12 protein-coding genes are annotated in these 17,503 nt (G+C 45.6%); 9 read left to right on the forward strand and 3 right to left on the reverse strand.

Translation table 11 applies throughout. The annotated features are described in order from the left end of the window. The first annotated feature begins 108 nt into the window (after window positions 1-108). From MED222_RS03460 to recD, 5 genes are all read left to right on the forward strand, one after another. Complete coding sequence (locus MED222_RS03460; protein ID WP_032555327.1) at window positions 109-1,104, forward strand: TDT family transporter; 996 nt, start codon at window positions 109-111, stop codon at window positions 1,102-1,104. 127 nt (window positions 1,105-1,231) lie between these two features. Further along, complete coding sequence (gene recC / locus MED222_RS03455) at window positions 1,232-4,708, forward strand: exodeoxyribonuclease V subunit gamma (protein ID WP_009848352.1); 3,477 nt, start codon at window positions 1,232-1,234, stop codon at window positions 4,706-4,708. A 6-nt stretch (window positions 4,709-4,714) separates the two neighbouring features. Further along, the gene (locus MED222_RS22540) at window positions 4,715-4,861 is read left to right on the forward strand and encodes a hypothetical protein (RefSeq protein ID WP_170962724.1); all 147 of its coding nucleotides are present in this window, start codon (window positions 4,715-4,717) and stop codon (window positions 4,859-4,861) included. Between the two features lie 239 nt (window positions 4,862-5,100). Then, the gene (gene recB, locus MED222_RS03450) at window positions 5,101-8,775 is read left to right on the forward strand and encodes an exodeoxyribonuclease V subunit beta (protein WP_009848354.1); all 3,675 of its coding nucleotides are present in this window, start codon (window positions 5,101-5,103) and stop codon (window positions 8,773-8,775) included. Beyond that, window positions 8,775-11,000: an exodeoxyribonuclease V subunit alpha gene (gene recD, locus MED222_RS03445; protein WP_009848355.1), complete on the forward strand. Its 2,226-nt coding sequence runs from the start codon at window positions 8,775-8,777 to the stop codon at window positions 10,998-11,000. Before recB ends, recD begins: the two co-directional genes overlap by 1 nt. A gap of 101 nt (window positions 11,001-11,101) precedes the next feature. Here recD and MED222_RS22125 read toward each other — a convergent pair whose 3' ends face one another. Next, on the reverse strand, window positions 11,102-11,293 hold the full coding sequence (locus tag MED222_RS22125; protein ID WP_009848356.1) for a hypothetical protein: 192 nt from the start codon (window positions 11,291-11,293) through the stop codon (window positions 11,102-11,104). Window positions 11,294-11,571: 278 nt separating this feature from the next. Beyond that, window positions 11,572-12,909, reverse strand: a complete 1,338-nt coding sequence (gene argA, locus MED222_RS03440) for an amino-acid N-acetyltransferase (protein ID WP_009848357.1) — start codon at window positions 12,907-12,909, stop codon at window positions 11,572-11,574. A 161-nt stretch (window positions 12,910-13,070) separates the two neighbouring features. On the opposite strand from argA, the gene MED222_RS03435 reads away from it, so the two are divergent. The 4 genes from MED222_RS03435 to csdE all read left to right on the forward strand — a co-directional run bounded on the left by MED222_RS03435 (window position 13,071) and on the right by csdE (window position 16,127). After that, the gene (locus MED222_RS03435; RefSeq protein WP_009848358.1) at window positions 13,071-13,544 is read left to right on the forward strand and encodes a DUF2850 domain-containing protein; all 474 of its coding nucleotides are present in this window, start codon (window positions 13,071-13,073) and stop codon (window positions 13,542-13,544) included. Between the two features lie 81 nt (window positions 13,545-13,625). Beyond that, window positions 13,626-14,738: a murein transglycosylase A gene (gene mltA / locus MED222_RS03430; protein ID WP_009848359.1), complete on the forward strand. Its 1,113-nt coding sequence runs from the start codon at window positions 13,626-13,628 to the stop codon at window positions 14,736-14,738. Between the two features lie 113 nt (window positions 14,739-14,851). Beyond that, entirely contained in the window at window positions 14,852-15,661 is an 810-nt protein-coding gene (tcdA, locus tag MED222_RS03425) for a tRNA cyclic N6-threonylcarbamoyladenosine(37) synthase TcdA (RefSeq protein ID WP_009848360.1), read from the forward strand. Window positions 15,662-15,698: 37 nt separating this feature from the next. After that, window positions 15,699-16,127: a cysteine desulfurase sulfur acceptor subunit CsdE gene (gene csdE / locus MED222_RS03420; protein ID WP_009848361.1), complete on the forward strand. Its 429-nt coding sequence runs from the start codon at window positions 15,699-15,701 to the stop codon at window positions 16,125-16,127. A gap of 125 nt (window positions 16,128-16,252) precedes the next feature. Here csdE and csdA read toward each other — a convergent pair whose 3' ends face one another. Next, window positions 16,253-17,464 (reverse strand): cysteine desulfurase CsdA, encoded by a 1,212-nt coding sequence (csdA, locus tag MED222_RS03415; protein ID WP_009848362.1) that lies wholly within the window; start codon window positions 17,462-17,464, stop codon window positions 16,253-16,255. Between the last annotated feature and the right edge of the window lie 39 nt (window positions 17,465-17,503).

Here is a 17,503-nt window from a genome sequence, read left to right on the forward strand (position 1 = left end):
CATTTGTTATATATAATTGGATATTGTTTAACGAAGCGCAAGCGTATTATGGCTTCAACAAGCTGATGAGTTCACAAGTTTAGTGAATTAAGTTTAAGAGAGGCTGACATGATTCAACGTATTAAATATAGATTAACAGGAGCTCCAACTCCCATGGCAGGGTTAGCACTCGCAATTGCAAGTTTAGGCTGGTGTTGGGATGGTGTTTTAGTCGCACAAGGTATTTTGCACACACCGGGTTTGGTGCAGTGGGTCAGTGCTGGTATTGCGGCGGTATTGCTTCTTGTTTTAGCTGTGAAATTTTTGATTCACGGCCACTTATTACGTGCAGATCTTGCTCACCCTGTTGTCGGCAGTGTTGTACCCACATTCGCAATGGGTTGTATGGTGGTGTCTGCTTCGTTGGCTCCAATCTCTCAATTCTTACAAGAAGCTGTGTGGCTCGCTTCGGTAGCGTTACATGTCGTGTTCTTGGTGAGCTTCTTATACCACAGAGCTAAAAACTTTGAGATTCACCACATGGTGCCAAGCTGGTTTGTGCCACCAATCGGTATTATCGTGGCAGACGTTTCTTTTTCAGGTAACCCGATCTTAGAGCCCGTTGCTCACGCGACTTTAGTCTTTGGCTTATTGGTTTATGCGGTAATGCTACCAATAATGGTTTACCGCTTGATCTTCTCTCACGAAGTGCCTGACGCAGCAAAACCAACGATTGCGATTATGGCGGCACCAGCAAGTCTATCTTTAGCTGGCTACCTAACGGTGACGGCAAATCCTTCGCCAGTGATCATTGGGTTACTCTTTGGCATTGCAGTGTTGATGACGTTTATTATCTACATCGCGTTTTTCAAACTACTTCGTCTGCCATTCAGCCCTGGCTATGCGGCGTTTACATTCCCAATCGTGATTGGTGCAACGGCGCTATTCAAATTGGCGGCTTGGATGCAAACTGTTGGTGTGGAAACTCACTATGTGGATCAAGTCTTCAACCTAGCGTATCTAGAATTGATTGTGGCAACGTTTGTAGTGGGTTATGTGGCGGTTCGTTATTACATGAATTACAAACCTCACCGTGTTCTAAGTGCGGTAGGCAGTAGATTGTAAGAAGCAATAGTTCAAAAGATAAACGGACCTTAAGTTTTCAGTATTTCATAAGCTTATATTCCTAATCCAAACACGGCACTTATGCTAATCTGGCTTTATATTGTGGCAAGATTAGCGTGAGTGCACTTTGTTTACTGTTTACCATTCCAATAAAGTCGATACTTTAAAAATCCTTCTCGTTCACTTAATTAAAAGTGACCCTTTGGCCAATCCTTTCGAAAAAGAGCAGATCTTGGTTCAGAGCCCAGGCATGTCTCAATGGCTTAAGATGGAACTCGCCAAAGAGTTTGGCGTAGCAGCAAATATCGATTTCCCACTTCCAGCAACCTTCATTTGGGATATGTTTACCCAAGTGCTTCCTGATGTACCTAAACGCAGTGCTTTTAACAAGGAAGCGATGACATGGAAGCTGATGAGTTTGCTACCCGCTAAGCTTGACCACCCTGATTTTTTACCTCTACAACGCTACCTTGAAAACGACGAAGATGATTCGAAGCTGTACCAATTGGCAGAGAAAATTGCCGATATCTTCGATGGCTACTTGGTGTATCGACCTGAATGGATGGCGATGTGGGAAGCGGGAGAGCCCGTTGCTGAATTGGTCGATGATGAAGGGCAGCAAGCTCACCCTTGGCAACCGATTTTGTGGCAAGCACTCTATGAGCAAACCCTGTCTCAAGGCCAATCAAAATACCACCGTGGGAACTTGTACCACGACTTCATTGAAGCGCTAGCTAATCAACAAGGTAAATTGCAACATCTGCCTAAACGCTTATTTGTGTTTGGTATCTCTTCGTTGCCTCCTCGTTACATGGATGCGTTGAAAGCACTCGGTGAGCAGATTGATGTGCACTTGATGTTTACCAACCCTTGCCAACATTACTGGGGCGATATTCGCGACCGTAAATATTTGGCAAGAGTTGAAGCCCAGCGTCGTAAGCAGTTTGTGTTGGTTGATGGTTTACCTAAATTGGAGGGTGAAACTTCACCATTGAAAGATGGCATTGAAGCTAATATTGAAGACGAACTGCATACCAGCCAAGCCGTGGGTAATAGTTTACTTGCGTCTATGGGGAAACTGGGCAGAGATAACCTGTTTTTACTATCTCAATCAGACTGCGAAGAGCATGAGTTCTTTATTGATGTTGAGAGAGATAACCTATTGCATCAACTGCAAGCCGATATTCTCCAGTTAGAAGAACATCAAGACGACCACATATTAGATTCCAGTAACCATAAACAGGTTGTTGAACTTGGCGATCGCTCTCTAACCGTACATGCGTGTCATAGCCCAATGCGTGAGGTTGAAGTCCTTCATGATCAGTTGTTGGCGATGTTTGATACCAACCCGACTCTGAAACCACGCGATATCATCGTGATGGTGTCTGACATTAATGCTTATAGCCCAGCGATTCAGGCGGTATTTGGTAATGCACCGGGTGAGCGTTATATCCCTTACTCGATCTCTGATAGAACCGCAGACCAAGAAAGCCCAATTCTGACCGCCTTCATGCAGTTAGTCGCGCTACCAAACACGCGCTGTCTAGCTTCTGAGTTGCTAGAGCTGTTAGAAATTCCTGCGATGATGGCACGCTTTGGTATTGACGAGTTTCAATTCGAGCAAGCCAAGCAATGGGTTGAAGAAGCGGGTATCCGTTGGGGTGTCGATGCTTCAACGGCGACAGAATTTGATTTACCTGCGACCGAGCAAAATACTTGGCTATTCGGCATTCAGCGCATGCTATTGGGTTATGCGATGTCAGACTCTGCAGGTTTGTTTGAAACTGAACACTCTCCGATTGCCGCTTATAACGAAGTTCAAGGCATTAACGCCGAACTTGCAGGTAAGTTAGCTCACTTTATCGATCGTATTGCCCATTACCGTCAACGCTTAACTGAAACTCAATCTATCGATATGTGGCGTGAAATCTTGCTGCAAATGATTGATGATTTCTTTGCGGTTGAACTGGAAGGCGAGGTGGTGCTTAAGTCGATACGTGATGCGCTTTCGCAACTGAATGAACAGCTTGATGATGCCTTGTATGAACAAGAGTTGTCGCCAAGCATTATCTATCAGTACCTCAATAATAAGTTATCGGGTGCACGTATTAGTCAGCGTTTTTTAGCAGGCCAAGTTAACTTTTGTACCTTGATGCCGATGCGTTCTATTCCTTTCAAAACCGTTTGTCTATTGGGAATGAACGATGGTGTTTACCCTCGCTCAATGCCACCAGAAGGTTTTGATCTAATGAACGGACGCACACGACCAGGGGATCGTTCTCGCCGTGATGATGACCGCTATCTATTCTTAGAGGCGATGATGTCAGCACAAGAGTGTTTGTACATCAGCTATGTCGGCCGTTCGATTAAGGATAATACTGAGCGAGTGCCATCGGTATTGGTTTCAGAGTTGATTGAATACTGCCAACAGAACTACTGTTTGAGTGACGATCAAGCCTTACCAAGTGATGATTCAGGCATCAAGCTGACTCAAGCGATCAGCTTTGAACACACCATGACACCGTTCAGCCCTGCTGCGTTTACTCAAGGTGATGCGAGCCATGTGCTGAGTTACGCCAAAGAGTGGCTTCCAGCGGCTAACCGTACCGGTGAACGCAGTGGTGAATTCAATCGTGCATTGGATGACTATTTGTTGGGTGCGACGTACCCGTTAGAACTCGATTTGGTTGAGTTACAGCGTTTTTGGCGTTTGCCAGTGCAGTACTTCTTTAATCGCCGCCTAAAAGTGGTATTTGAGCCGCCACTTCCTGTGATGGAAGACGATGAGCCATTTGTACTTAATGGTTTAGAGAGTTTCCAACTTAAGGATGCTTTGCTGCAAGTGCTGCTAGACCACCCTGAAGGCGCAGACGAAGCAGTGCGACTGTTTGTCTCTGAGCAAAAAGCACAGGGCCGATTACCGGTTGGCGCCTTTGGTGATATCGAGTTTGAAACCAACCGTGTTCAAGCGGAAGACTTAGCTAAAGAGATTCGATTTGTGAGCGGATCACCGCAACAAGATCTCGAAGTGAATATCGAATTTGATGTGTTAGGCGAAGGCAAACCTGTTCGCTTGATGGGTTGGTTAACTCAAAACTACCAATCAGGTCTAGTGCGTTTCCGTAGCGGCAAAATACGCTCTCAAGATTACTTAGCAGCATGGATCGATCATTTATGTTGCGCAGTGATGGGACACGGGAAAACGACCCATATTATTGGCTATGACAGAAAAGAGGGCGTTGTTCACCAGACGCTACAGCCTATCGGCGATGCGCAGCAGGTGAAGAGCTTGTTGGCTGAATTAGTGCGACTGTTTTATCAAGGCATGACTGCACCATTGCCTTATTTCCCGAAAACCGCATTGGCTGGTGTTGAAGCGGGCTTTAGCCGTGGTAAGTGGGTCGATGACGAAGAAAAGTCGCTCAAGAAAATGGCCGATACCTTTAATGACAGCTTCGCCTTTACGGGTGAGGGGAGAGATACTTACATCTCACGTATTTGGCCTAAGTGGGACGATGAGCTGGCTGTTGAGTCGCGTATGTATTCAACGCTTGTGTTACAGGCGGCAAGGTTGGCTGCTGCCGATCTGGAAGATCAGGAGTAAGTGGTTGTGATCGACAAGATCAATAGCGAGTGCGCTGAATTAATGAAAAACGAAAGAGAGTCGCTGGTCAGCATTTGGGATACCTGCTTTCAAGGTGAAGAGAAGCAAAGTACAGGAAATAAAGTGGCCGCCAGTAAATCATTATTAGTGTAGGGCGTTCGCTGTACGGCCACAGGTCAGAGGGACCATTATTCTGTGGTTCAAAGTAACGCATGAGTATAAAACTCGTACGCGCACCTGAACTCGTGGGCGCATAGTAGCGAGGCGATCTGAATTGATCCGTGAGAGAGATCGCACTAACTATTAACAAATCAGCGTAGGACGTAAATTGAATGACGTTTTCCACGCTAGGTCACATTTGTAACAACACATTTATCAGAAGGCAGTAAGGCATGACGACCACAAGCAGTGTTCAGGTAATCACTCCACAGACACTCGATACCATGACGTTTCCACTTCATGGCGCGCGTTTAATTGAAGCATCAGCGGGTACGGGTAAAACATTTACCATCGCTGGCTTGTACTTGCGCCTACTGCTCGGGCACGGCACGGCCGCTCCACAAGGCGACCTGACTGAAGCCACTCGACACCATGAGCCGTTAACCGTAGACCAAATCTTGGTGGTGACCTTTACTGAAGCGGCAACGGCAGAGCTGCGAGATCGTATCCGTGCTCGAATCCATGATGCACGTATCGCGTTTGCACGTGGGCAAAGTGACGATCCAGTGATTGCTCCTTTGTTACAAGCCATTGATGATCATGCTGGTGCTGCGAAAACTTTGCTTAACGCTGAAAGACAAATGGATGAGGCGGCGGTATACACCATTCACGGTTTCTGTCAGCGTATGTTGACTCAAAATGCCTTCGAGTCAGGAAGCCGTTTTGATAATGAATTTGTGACCGATGAAAGCCACCTAAAAGCACAAGTGGTCGCCGACTATTGGCGTAAGCAGTTTTACCCGCTGCCAATTCAACTGGCGGGTGAAGTGCGAAATATTTGGGGCTCTCCCGCTTCGTTATTGGCTGACGTAAATCGCTACCTGACGGGTTCTCCACTAAAGCTAACTGTGGAAGCAATGTCGGGTGACTTGCAAACTCTGCACAATCAAAACCTAGATAAAGTGAAGCAACTTAAGGCGTTGTGGTGTGAATCTGAAGCGGACTTTTTGGCTTTGATTTCAGGTTCAGATGTGAACAAGCGCAGCTACACCAAGAAGTCTTTGCCGACTTGGTTAGAAGCGGTAACAGCATGGGCGCAGAGCGACACCCATGATTACCAGTTCCCAGATAAATTAGAGAAGTTCTCTCAAGCTACTCTGATTGAAAAAACACCGAAAGGCACTGCTCCACAGCACGCTGTGTTTGAGGCTATTGAGAATTTCTTAAACTCTCCTGCAAATCTAAAAGCTCCATTGCTGGCGCATGCGATTACTCATTGTCGAACCATGTTAGCTAAGGCTAAACAGCAGAAGCAGTGGTTATCGTTTGATGATTTGCTGACCCAGTTATCCGCGTCGATTGATGTGGATGAGCAATCACTGCTGGTGGAGAGAATCCGCACCTTATACCCAGTGGCGATGATTGATGAATTCCAAGATACCGATCCGCTGCAATACAGTATTTTTAGCCGAATCTATCTCGATAATCCGCAGTGCGGCTTGTTTATGATCGGTGACCCAAAGCAGGCTATTTATGGCTTCCGTGGCGCAGATATCTTTACCTATATCAAGGCGAGAAACCAAGTTAGTGCTCACTATACGTTAGGCACTAACTGGCGTTCGAGTGCTGATATGGTCAGCGCGGTAAACCAAGTGTTTATGAATTCGGATAGCCCGTTTATCTACGACCAAGACATTCCATTTTTGCCCGTCGCAGCCAGTCCATCGGCTGACAAACGCCAATGGGTGATGAACGGAGAAACCCAGCATGCACTGACCTTTTGGCTACAAGAAGCGGAAGATAAGCCCTTACCGAAAGGCGAATATCACAAAGCCATGGCCGAGGCGACAGCGAGTCAAATTCAAACCATTCTGACCGCTTCTCAAAACCAACAAGCCTATTTTGATAACGGCAAAAAACAACATGCCGTGAATGCGGGTGATATTGCTGTCTTGGTTCGAACCGGTAGTGAAGGTCGCCTGATTAAGAACGCGTTGTCGGAACAAGGCATTGCGAGTGTGTATTTGTCTAACCGAGATAGCGTGTTCACCAGCTTGGTTGCACAAGATATTCAACGTTTGTTGCAGGCGGTGCTGACACCTGAAAATGACCGAGCATTACGTGCCAGTTTAGCGTCGGAATTGTTTGCTCTGGATGCCGCATCATTGGATGAACTCAACAACGATGAAGTGGTGTGGGAAAACGTCGTTAACGAGTTTAGAGAATATCGTAAGTTGTGGCTGCAACGTGGCGTATTACCAATGCTTCGCAGCGTGATCAGTAAACGACATCTCGCGGAACGCTTACTGGAAGAAGAAAATGGTGAGCGCTCACTCACTGATTTGATGCACATTGGCGAACTGTTGCAACAAGCTAGGCAGGAGCTCGACAGCGACTATGGTTTGTTACGTTGGCTAGCAGAAGCGATATCAGATGCGCAAAATGGTTTAGGTGGCAGTGAAGATGACATTCAACGCCTTGAATCAGAGAGAAACTTAGTTCAAATCGTCACTATTCATAAATCGAAAGGTTTGGAATATGACCTAGTATTCCTGCCGTTCGTGGCGAGTTATCGTGAAGCGAGTGAAGGTAAGTTCTACGATCACGACTCAGATACTACAGTGCTTGATATTACGGGCAGTGATAGTGCCTTAGCGCAAGCCGATAAAGAGCGATTGGCGGAAGACTTACGTTTGATTTATGTGGCGCTTACTCGTGCGGTTTATGGATGTTTCATTGGCATGGCACCGCTACGTAAAGGGCGTTCAACCAAAGAGCCGACCGGCGTTCATTTGAGTGCCATGGGCTACTTGGTTCAAAACGGACAAGAGCAAGGTATTGCTGAGTTGAATCAAGCTTTGTCAGCGATTGAGGGTAAGAATTCAAGCGTATTACTGTCTGAAACTCCGACTGCTCACGAGCACGTTTTTGTACAGACAGAGCAAGTGAGTGAAGACTTACATGCAAGTGAACTTAAAGCTTCAATTGACCGAGCTTGGCGAATCACCAGTTACTCGGGGCTTGTAAAACAAGGCAGTCACGGCTCAAGTCATGACGCGACTATTGAGGTGTCTGGTTTCGATATTGACTCGGCTGATGAACAAGACGAGTCGGAATTGATTGAACCTGAACGTTCTATATTCACCTTCCCTCGTGGCGCTCGTCCAGGTACCTTCTTACATACCTTGTTTGAGGATGTTGAATTTACCGAGCCAGCAACCAGCGAACATAACACGCAAGTAATCACTCACCTATTAGAGTCAGAGCAATACGAACTAGAGTGGTTACCTGTGCTTCAACAACTGGTCGATACGGTGCTGAACACCGCGCTGGATGGTAAGAACTTAAAGCTAAGCGAGAAAGACTCAACGCAACGCTTAGTTGAGATGGAATTCTTACTACCGATCGAAGTGCTTGCCGCATCGGAATTGAATCAAACCATTCAATATCATGACCCGTTGTCGGCTAAAGCGGGCGACCTAGGTTTCCAAACCGTGCAAGGCATGTTGAAAGGCTTCATCGATTTGGTGTTCGAGCACCAAGGTAAATACTATGTGCTCGACTGGAAATCGAACCATTTAGGTGATGACGTTGCCGTCTACCATGGAGAAGCATTAAAATCGGCGATGGCAGACCACCGCTACGATCTGCAATATCAAATCTATGCGTTGGCATTACATCGCTTCTTACGCAGCCGTGTTGCGGATTACAGTTATGAACAACATTTCGGTGGCGTTTATTACTTGTTTTTAAGAGGAATGGACGGCCAATCTCAACAAGGTATTTTCTCGGCGAAACCTATATTGGCTTTGCTCGATGAAATGGATCAATTGATTGACGGTAAAGTGATAGACAGACGTTCAGCGCAATTGAATGACGATGAAACTGGACAGATGGGGCTTCTATAATGACAACGACGACCACTAATACCAGCATAGAAACAGCGAATTCTGTAAAGCCAGTTTCACTTATCCCTGAGCAGCTCATGGATGTACTCAAGTTCCTTGCGGATAAGGGCTCGATTCGTCAGTTGGATTATCAATTTGCCCGTTTTATTGCGCAGCAAGCGACGAGTCACTCTCAAGAGATCGGTTTTCTCGCTGGGTTGGTGAGCCATGAGTTGGGCAAGGGGCATATTTGTACTCAGCTTATACAGCAGCATACGGCAGGCCATGAGCAAACGGCGGATCTTGCTCAGTTACTTGGTTTGTATGGTGAGACGGCACTGCAACTGAACCAAAAATTGCTAGGTATTGATTGGGCTACTGTTCTGCAATCATCTAACTTAGTGGGTACGACCAATGATTGTGTTAAGCCGCTGATGTTTGATGGACAGCGTGTCTACTTACAGCGTTATTGGAACTACGAAGTTGTGTTGGCTGAGACCTTAAACCGTTTAAGTAAGCCAGTAGAGTTCAACTCTGAGCAGAAAAAAGCGCTAACCGAAACGTTGAATCAGTTATTCGCACGCAGTTACCATTTTCTGTTTAATGCCTTAGCCAAGGCTGAAGCAAACCAACAAACGTCTCAGGTATTACGCCAACAACTGGTGTGTGACCATCTAGATATTGTCGACGAACATGTTTTGGATTGGGGTGCGATAGACCAAGTGATTGTTCAAGCCAAGCAAGTGACAGATTTAGATGCGCTGGATAGCCTCGTGCCGTTATCTGTCTGTTTGAATTGGCAAAAGGTCGCGGCAGCGGTGGCGTTAAGTCGACGTTTTGCTGTTATTTCTGGCGGACCGGGCACCGGTAAAACGACCACGGTAACTAAGTTACTTTCGGCTATGGTCGAGCAATCGCTAAGCCAAGGTAAAACACCGACGATCAAGCTAGTGGCACCGACAGGTAAAGCGGCAGCACGTTTAACTGAGTCGATTGGTAAAGCGATTGAGCAGCTGCCATTAGCACCTGAGGTAAAGGCCAACATACCGACTGAATCCAGTACTTTACATAGGTTACTCGGCGCGATTCCTAATCGAGCGGAATTTAGACATAACCGACGTAATCCACTTCACCTTGATATCTTGGTAGTGGATGAAGCATCGATGGTCGACTTATCCATGATGTATAAGCTGGTGGATGCACTCCCTGAACACGCAAGGTTGATTCTGCTTGGTGATAAAGACCAGCTCGCTTCAGTAGAGGCAGGTGCTGTGTTGGGTGATATCTGCTCGTTTAACTCTACAGGCTACAGCACAGCGCAAGGTAACTTGATTGCTGAAATGACAGGCTTTGATGCGATAGCTAAACCAAGACAAGTCAAAACAGGATCGATTAACCCTCCTGCGATTGCAGATAGCTTGTGTATGCTGCAGAAGAGTTACCGTTTTGATGCACGTTCAGGTATCGGGCAGTTGGCAAAGGCGATCAATAACGGCTCTGCAAATCAAGTAGATCAAGTGTTCGGCAAAGGGTTTGAGGATATCGAAAATCATCCCCTGTCGAGTGACAGCTATAATTTGATGCTACGTACTTTAGTCAATGAATATGGTGCGTATCTGAACCGAATGAATGTGCCATTGGAAGAGCTAGAAACTCAAGAAGCGAGAGCGAAATCGGTTCTCGATTTGTTTAGCCAGTGTCGATTACTGTGTTCTATTCGTGAAGGGGATTTTGGTGTTAAAGGCCTCAACCACAGAATCGAAAGGGCGCTTGCCGCAAGACGTTTGGTGAGCCCTCATAATGATGAACTGTGGTATCACGGGCGACCAGTCATGGTGACGCGTAATGATCATGGTTTAGGTTTGTACAATGGTGATATTGGTATCTGTATGCTCGAAGCCGATTCAACGACTTTAGAGTCAAATAGTGCGAATTCCACACCTAGACTGAAGGTGTATTTTGAGTTGCCCGATGGCAGTGTGAAAGCCGTGCTTCCAAGCAGAGTCCCCGATCATGAGACCGCTTATGCGATGACGATACACAAATCTCAAGGCAGTGAGTTTGATCTGACCTTAATGATCTTACCGCCAGACTTCAGCCCTATTTTAACGCGAGAGCTTATCTATACCGGTATTACACGTGCTAAGAAACGACTGATGATGCTCAGCGACACAAATGTGTTGAAGCGTGGGATTAAGGTGAAAACAGAGCGAGTGAGTGGTTTAGGAAGTCGATTAACTAACTGACGGTCAGTGGTTTTAGTGGAGGTGTTGCTGGAAGTAAAACTACGAAATAGCAGGGTAAATCGTATACACAAAGCAACCATCCGTGGTTGCTCTGAACGCTATCAGGAATCAGTACCCAAAAACGCTCGAGTAAACGATATATGGTTTATCTTGTATTTTGGTTGGCAATTCAAAATAAACTCTTTTAGATTTTCGCTCACAGGGAACACGCAGTGTACGTCTAACCCTTCTAAGAATTGGTTATCAGCCATATCCCAAAAACTTTGCAGCGAGTTACAAACAATGGTTCTCATATCAATGTTGCTCTTTTGCTGTTTATATTAACGAGCAGACTGACTACTAGCATGCTGATCGTTAACGGGTATAGCAATCCGTGCAGTGACCACCTAAATGTCATAGGTTAAACATTCGGCGGCATTCCAATAAAAACGCTTGTCGATATTCATAAAGCGTGCAAATTCTATACAATTATAGCTGTGAATGAAAGTGCATATTTAATAAATATCACATGAGAAACGATTACATTTGCAATGAATTCCTCATAAAAGTGAGATTTTACTCCAAATTTAATTTACACATTTAACGCTAAGATCTTGGAATTCCTTTGATAGTTGTACAGACCTTGCTTTTCCATTGGTAATTCATCAACAGTAATCTCATAAAAACCCTGTTCACGGAACCAATGAAGGCTGTGTGTGGTAAGAACAAAGATTTGGTCGATATCACGAGATTTGGACTGATGACGCATGTAATCAAGCAGTAACTGCCCACGGTTTCCATCTCGGTAGTCAGGGTGAATTGCCACGCAGGCCATCTCTGCCATGTGATCTTCTGGATAAGCGTACAGCGCAGCGCAACCAATGATCAGACCGTCTTTTTCGATGATAGTAAAACGATGGACTTCTTGTTCTAACTGCTCTCTTGAGCGACGAACAAGAATGCCTTGTTCTTCAAGAGGGCGAATGAGGTCAAAGATACCACCGATGTCATCAATCTGAGCTTGTCTGACTTGTTCGGCACTCGCCATGACCACTTGGGTTCCAATACCATCAAAAGAGAATAGCTCTTGGATCAATGCGCCATCGGCTTTGTAGCTGATCAAGTGACAACGAGGCACGCCTGCTCGGCAAGCGGAGATCGCTCCTTTCAAGAAGCGCAGTGTTCCGGTGCTCATGTCTTCGGCGGGGTTCTGGGATTCCGTTAAGCGTTCAAGAATTTGCTTGGCATCTTTAGGGAAGAGTTCGGCGAGTACATTACCGCTTTCGTCAGTCACCCCTTGCTCAGAACAAAAGCCAATCAGTTTGTCGGCTTTCAAACGAATGGCCACTTGAGTTGCGACCTCTTCCGAAAGCAGGTTAAAGCTTTCGCCAGTGACTGAACTGGCAATAGGCCCAAGAAGGACGATGGAACCTTGGTCAAGGGTGCGATTGATCCCTTCGATGTCTATTCGACGAATGCGTCCGCTGTGGCAGTAATCTGTACCATCATCGACGCCTAAGGGTTGAGCGGTAATAAAGTTACCACTCATAACATTCAGTTGAGTTCCTGCCATTGGGGTGTTGTTCAAACTCATTGAAAGGCGAGCGGTGATCGCAAGTTGCAGTTGTCCAGCCGCCTGCATTGCAACACCTAAAGAATATTCATCTGTGACTCTAATATTTTTATGGTAAGGCGTATGGCAGTCTTGCTTCTCTAACAGTTGGTTGATCTGTGGTCTTGCCCCATGAACGAGAACAATCTTAACCCCAAGGCTATGAAGCAGGGCTATATCACTAATAATGTTGCCAAAGTTTCTATCGGCAACGGCTTCACCTCCCAACATAATCACCATGGTTTTACCACGGTGAGCATTTACATAAGGGGTCGATTGCCTAAAGCCTTTGACTAGCGCCGTACTTCTTAATTTCACAGAATAAGTCTTCCTTGTTTATTTATTCGATAATTTAGCATTTAAATTCAAACCTGAACAACAACTTTTTGGAATGAAGCGCAAACTATTCTCATCTAGGCTTCGTTTTATAAACTGTCTCAGTGTACAATGCGTACAGCATCCTTATGAGTCGTAAACGAATGCAAAAAAATCCAGTAAGAAAGAGTAAGATTGATGAGATCGCAAAAGGTCTCTACAGTGGAGCAGAGCAGCGCAACAAACCTAAATTGAGACGTAAGCTCATTGAACGCAGTTTAATGGTTTTAGCTTTGGTGGGTTCGTTTGCCGTCGCTTCCTTGTTCGCCGATGTGTTTTATAGAGTGCAAGATGCGATAACACCTAATAGTCAAATATATGGAACTTGGGTCGAGCAAGATGTCGCTCGTTATGCTGCGGACGAGTTTGTGCTGAGTGAAAATGGTGTGTCAGTGCGAGGCTCTGTTGTGTCGACTCATTTTGATTTTGATGGCAAGTACTTCGAATATAAGGCAGGTAATAAAACGTATCACTTTCGCCTAACGAATTCTGATAAAACAGAAATGATGCTTGTATCGGATAATCACTATAATCCAGTCTTTCGCCTCAAAGGTTATATCGATAACTCAGTTCGATAGGTTATCTTACTGTAAACATTTACAATCTAAGATTGTGTTATCTGATCGTTTTTGTCATCCTCGATGCATAGAATATTTAGGATGACTCTTGTGATTAAAAAATGGCTTCCCCTTGTTGCTGCCTCTTTCTTATTTGGCTGTGCTCAACCCACTGATCTTGCCCAACAACACCTTGATGGTGAATTTCCCCGAACCTTAAATAAGGTCGATTTGGTTGAATCTAATAAACCAAGAGACTTCACCGCATTTGCAGAGCAAGCTGAGATGGTGGTTTCTAAATCCCCTTCGATGGCTAAAATCTATGAGCCGCTTTATCAGCAACTCAATGAATGGGCGGTGCTGAGTGGAGAGCCGAGCGAGCTAGCGAATTTTGGTGTTCAAACTGCTCAATTAGGTGGTGGTGATAAACAAGGTAATGTTTTATTCACGGGTTACTTTTCTCCTGTAATGGAACTGCGACATGAAGCAAACGAAGAATACCGATTCCCTGTTTATGGGCTTCCAGAGTGTGATAAAGAGTGTCCAACACGCGAAGAGATCTACAACGGTGCATTAGAAGGCCAAGGTCTTGAGTTAGGTTATTCAGCAAACCGTATCGACCCATTTATGATGGAAGTACAGGGCAGCGGCTTTGTGCATTTCGGAGATGATGACACGCTGCAGTATTTTGCATACGCGGGTAAGAACAATAAAGCTTACGTGAGTATTGGCCGTGTTTTGATCGAAAGAGGTTTAGTGCCACGCGAAAAAATGTCATTGAAAGCTATCAAAGAGTGGGTCTTGGCAAACGATCCTGAAGTGGTAAAAGAACTGCTTGAGCAAAACCCATCTTTCGTCTTCTTTAGCGCGAGAGATGATCTATCCGTAATGGGAAGTGCTGGCATTCCTTTATTACCGATGGCGGCGGTAGCGGGCGATCGCTCTATCTTACCAATGGGAACACCTATCCTGGCTGAGGTTCCGTTACTGAATGCTGATGGTACTTGGAGCGGCGCGCACCAACTAAGACTACTATTGGTTTTAGATACCGGTGGTGCGGTTAAGCAAAACCATTTGGACCTCTACCATGGTATGGGCCCACGAGCAGGAACTGAAGCGGGTCATTACAAGCATTTTGGTCGGGTGTGGAAGCTAGGTCTAGATGGCAGCGCAACCGAAGCGCCTTGGGCTTTGCCTCCTGAAAAGGTCGAGTAAACAACAATAAAATGGGGCATTGAAAGCGAATCGCTAATCCCCTAGACTTTTAATTCAAGAGTGCGTATAAAACGCACTCTTTTCTTTTTCTCAGAAATAAATTGGCGGCAACAATGCGTGAATTGACCACTCCAGCTTCAGAAAACTATGACCAACGATTTGGTGGCACTCGTCGCCTGTATGGCAATAGTGAAGTCGACATACTTAGAGCAGCACACGTGTGTGTGATCGGTATTGGCGGTGTCGGTTCATGGGCGGTTGAAGCGCTTGCTCGTACTGGTTTAGGTGAGCTGACATTGATCGATATGGATGATGTGTGCGTGACGAACATCAACCGTCAGATCCACGCTATGTCGGGTACGGTTGGCAAGAGCAAAATCGAAGTGATGGCAGAGCGCGTTAAGCTGATTAACCCTGAGTGTAAAGTGAACCTGATTGATGACTTTATCGGGCCAGATAATCAGGCTGAATACCTATCGAAAGAGTTCGACTTTGTGCTCGATGCGATTGATAGCATGAAAGCTAAGGCTTCGCTGTTGGCGTATTGCCGTAGCAACAAAATTAAAGTGATCACCACCGGTGGCGCGGGTGGACAAATCGATCCGACTCAAATCAAAGTGGCTGATCTGACTAAAACGATTCAAGATCCGTTAGCGAAGAAATTGAAAGACACATTGCGTCGTCATCATAATTTCCCTAAGAATCCAGCGCGTAAGTTTGGTATCGATTGTGTGTTCTCGACTGAGCAACTTAAATACCCTCAAGCCGACGGCAGTGTATGTGCTGCGAAAGCAACCGCAGAAGGTCCAAAACGCATGGATTGTGCGACGGGTTTTGGTGCAGCAACGGTTGTCACGGCTACCTTTGGTTTTGTGGCGGTTTCACGTATCGTAGAAAAGATCGTTCAAAAGCACGCTAAGTAACGTCTTCTTCTCAATTAACAATCGACTGGATATTAAAATGACCACATTCCCAAGCTTTCCATTCGGCAAAGAAATTACCAGTGATGATATTGTCGCAAAAATGCAGACTTTCAGCGGCTGGGAAGATCGTTATCGCCAGGTGATTCAGTGGGGTAAGAAACTGCCTAGCATGCCTGATGAACTGAAAAGTGAACAGGTTGTCGTATCTGGTTGTGAAAGCCAAGTGTGGTTGGTTTCTCAAAATATCGACGGTGTTTGGCGCTTTTGTGCTGATTCTGATGCGCGTATCGTTCGCGGTCTGATTGCATTAGTGATGGCTGCGTATGATGGAAAAACATCAGAGCAGATTCAAGCGTTCGATATCGATGGATACTTTGAACAAATCGGTTTAATTACCCATCTAAGCCCATCTCGCGGCAATGGATTAAAAGCGATTGTTGCTCAAATCCAAGAGCTAAGTGCTTAACATTTCTTAGATACACAGAAACAAAAAGGGTTGACGCTAAACGCCAACCCTACATAATTTCGCTACTCGCTACTCGCTACTCGCTACTCGCTACTCGCTACTCGCTACTCGCTACTCGCTACTCGCTACAGCATATCAACGGCTTTTTCTATCGCCGCTACGAGCTTTTCAACATCATCTAGATTGTTATAAATACCAAATGAAATACGAACCGTTCCTTTCACATTAAGTGCATCCATTAATGGGTGAGCACAATGATGTCCAGCACGTACTGCGATACCTTGTTGATCCAACAGGGTTGCAATATCTTGGTGGTGAACGCCATCCATCACAAAAGTAATCACACTTGCGTTGGGTTGATAACCCAATACCTGAATATCATCCAGTTTACTGAGTGCAAGATAAGTCTCGTGCTGCAGCTGGTGGATATGATTTTCGACATCTCGTTGAGCAAAATCACTTAACCATTCTATTGCGGTACTTAATGCTATCGCTCCTGCTACATTTGGCGTGCCCGCTTCAAACTTCCCCGGCAGTTCAGAAAATGTAGTGCCAGAGAAAGACACGCGCTCAACCATCTTGCCACCACCATGCCAAGGTGGCATCGCTTCGAGCAATTCAAGCTTGCCATAAAGCACCCCAATACCAGCTGGAGCATAGAGCTTATGCCCAGAGAACACGTAGAAATCAGCCCCTAAAGCAGCAACATCAACGGGCTCATGAACAATACCTTGCGCTCCATCGACCACAACAATCGCATTCATCTTGTGTGCTTTCTCGATCACTTCTTCGATGGGCTGACGAGAACCAGTCACATTAGTTATCTGAGCCAGAGCAACAATCTTGGTTCGATCATTTAATAGAGCGTCAAAGGCAGCAAGATCAAATTCACAATCTGACGTCATCGGTACTTTTACGACTTTCGCTCCGGTTTGTTCTGCCACAATTTGCCAAGGTACGATGTTGGCGTGATGCTCCATTTCGCTAACCAAAATCTCATCACCAGCTTGAAGCGTACTTCTTGCGTGCGTTTGAGCTATCAGGTTGAGTGCTTCGGTTGCACCGCGAGTCCAAATGATCTCTTTTGAAGAAGCCGCGCCAATAAACTGAGCGACCTTATCTCTTGCGGCTTCAAATTGACTGGTCGCGTTCGCGGTTAAGCTGTGACTGCCACGGTGAACATTGGCATTTTGTTTGGAGTAGTATTGGCTAATGGCATCAATAACCACCTGAGGTTTTTGTGTCGTTGCTGCGCTGTCTAAATAAATCAACGGTTGTTGATTGATGGTTTGTGATAGCGCAGGAAACTGCTCTCGGATGTGATTGATATCAAGCATCTATTCTTACCTAAAATCTTGGAAATTGTTGCTAGCGTT

Source organism: Vibrio sp. MED222 (genome assembly GCF_000153005.1).
Lineage (GTDB): Bacteria > Pseudomonadota > Gammaproteobacteria > Enterobacterales > Vibrionaceae > Vibrio > Vibrio tasmaniensis_A.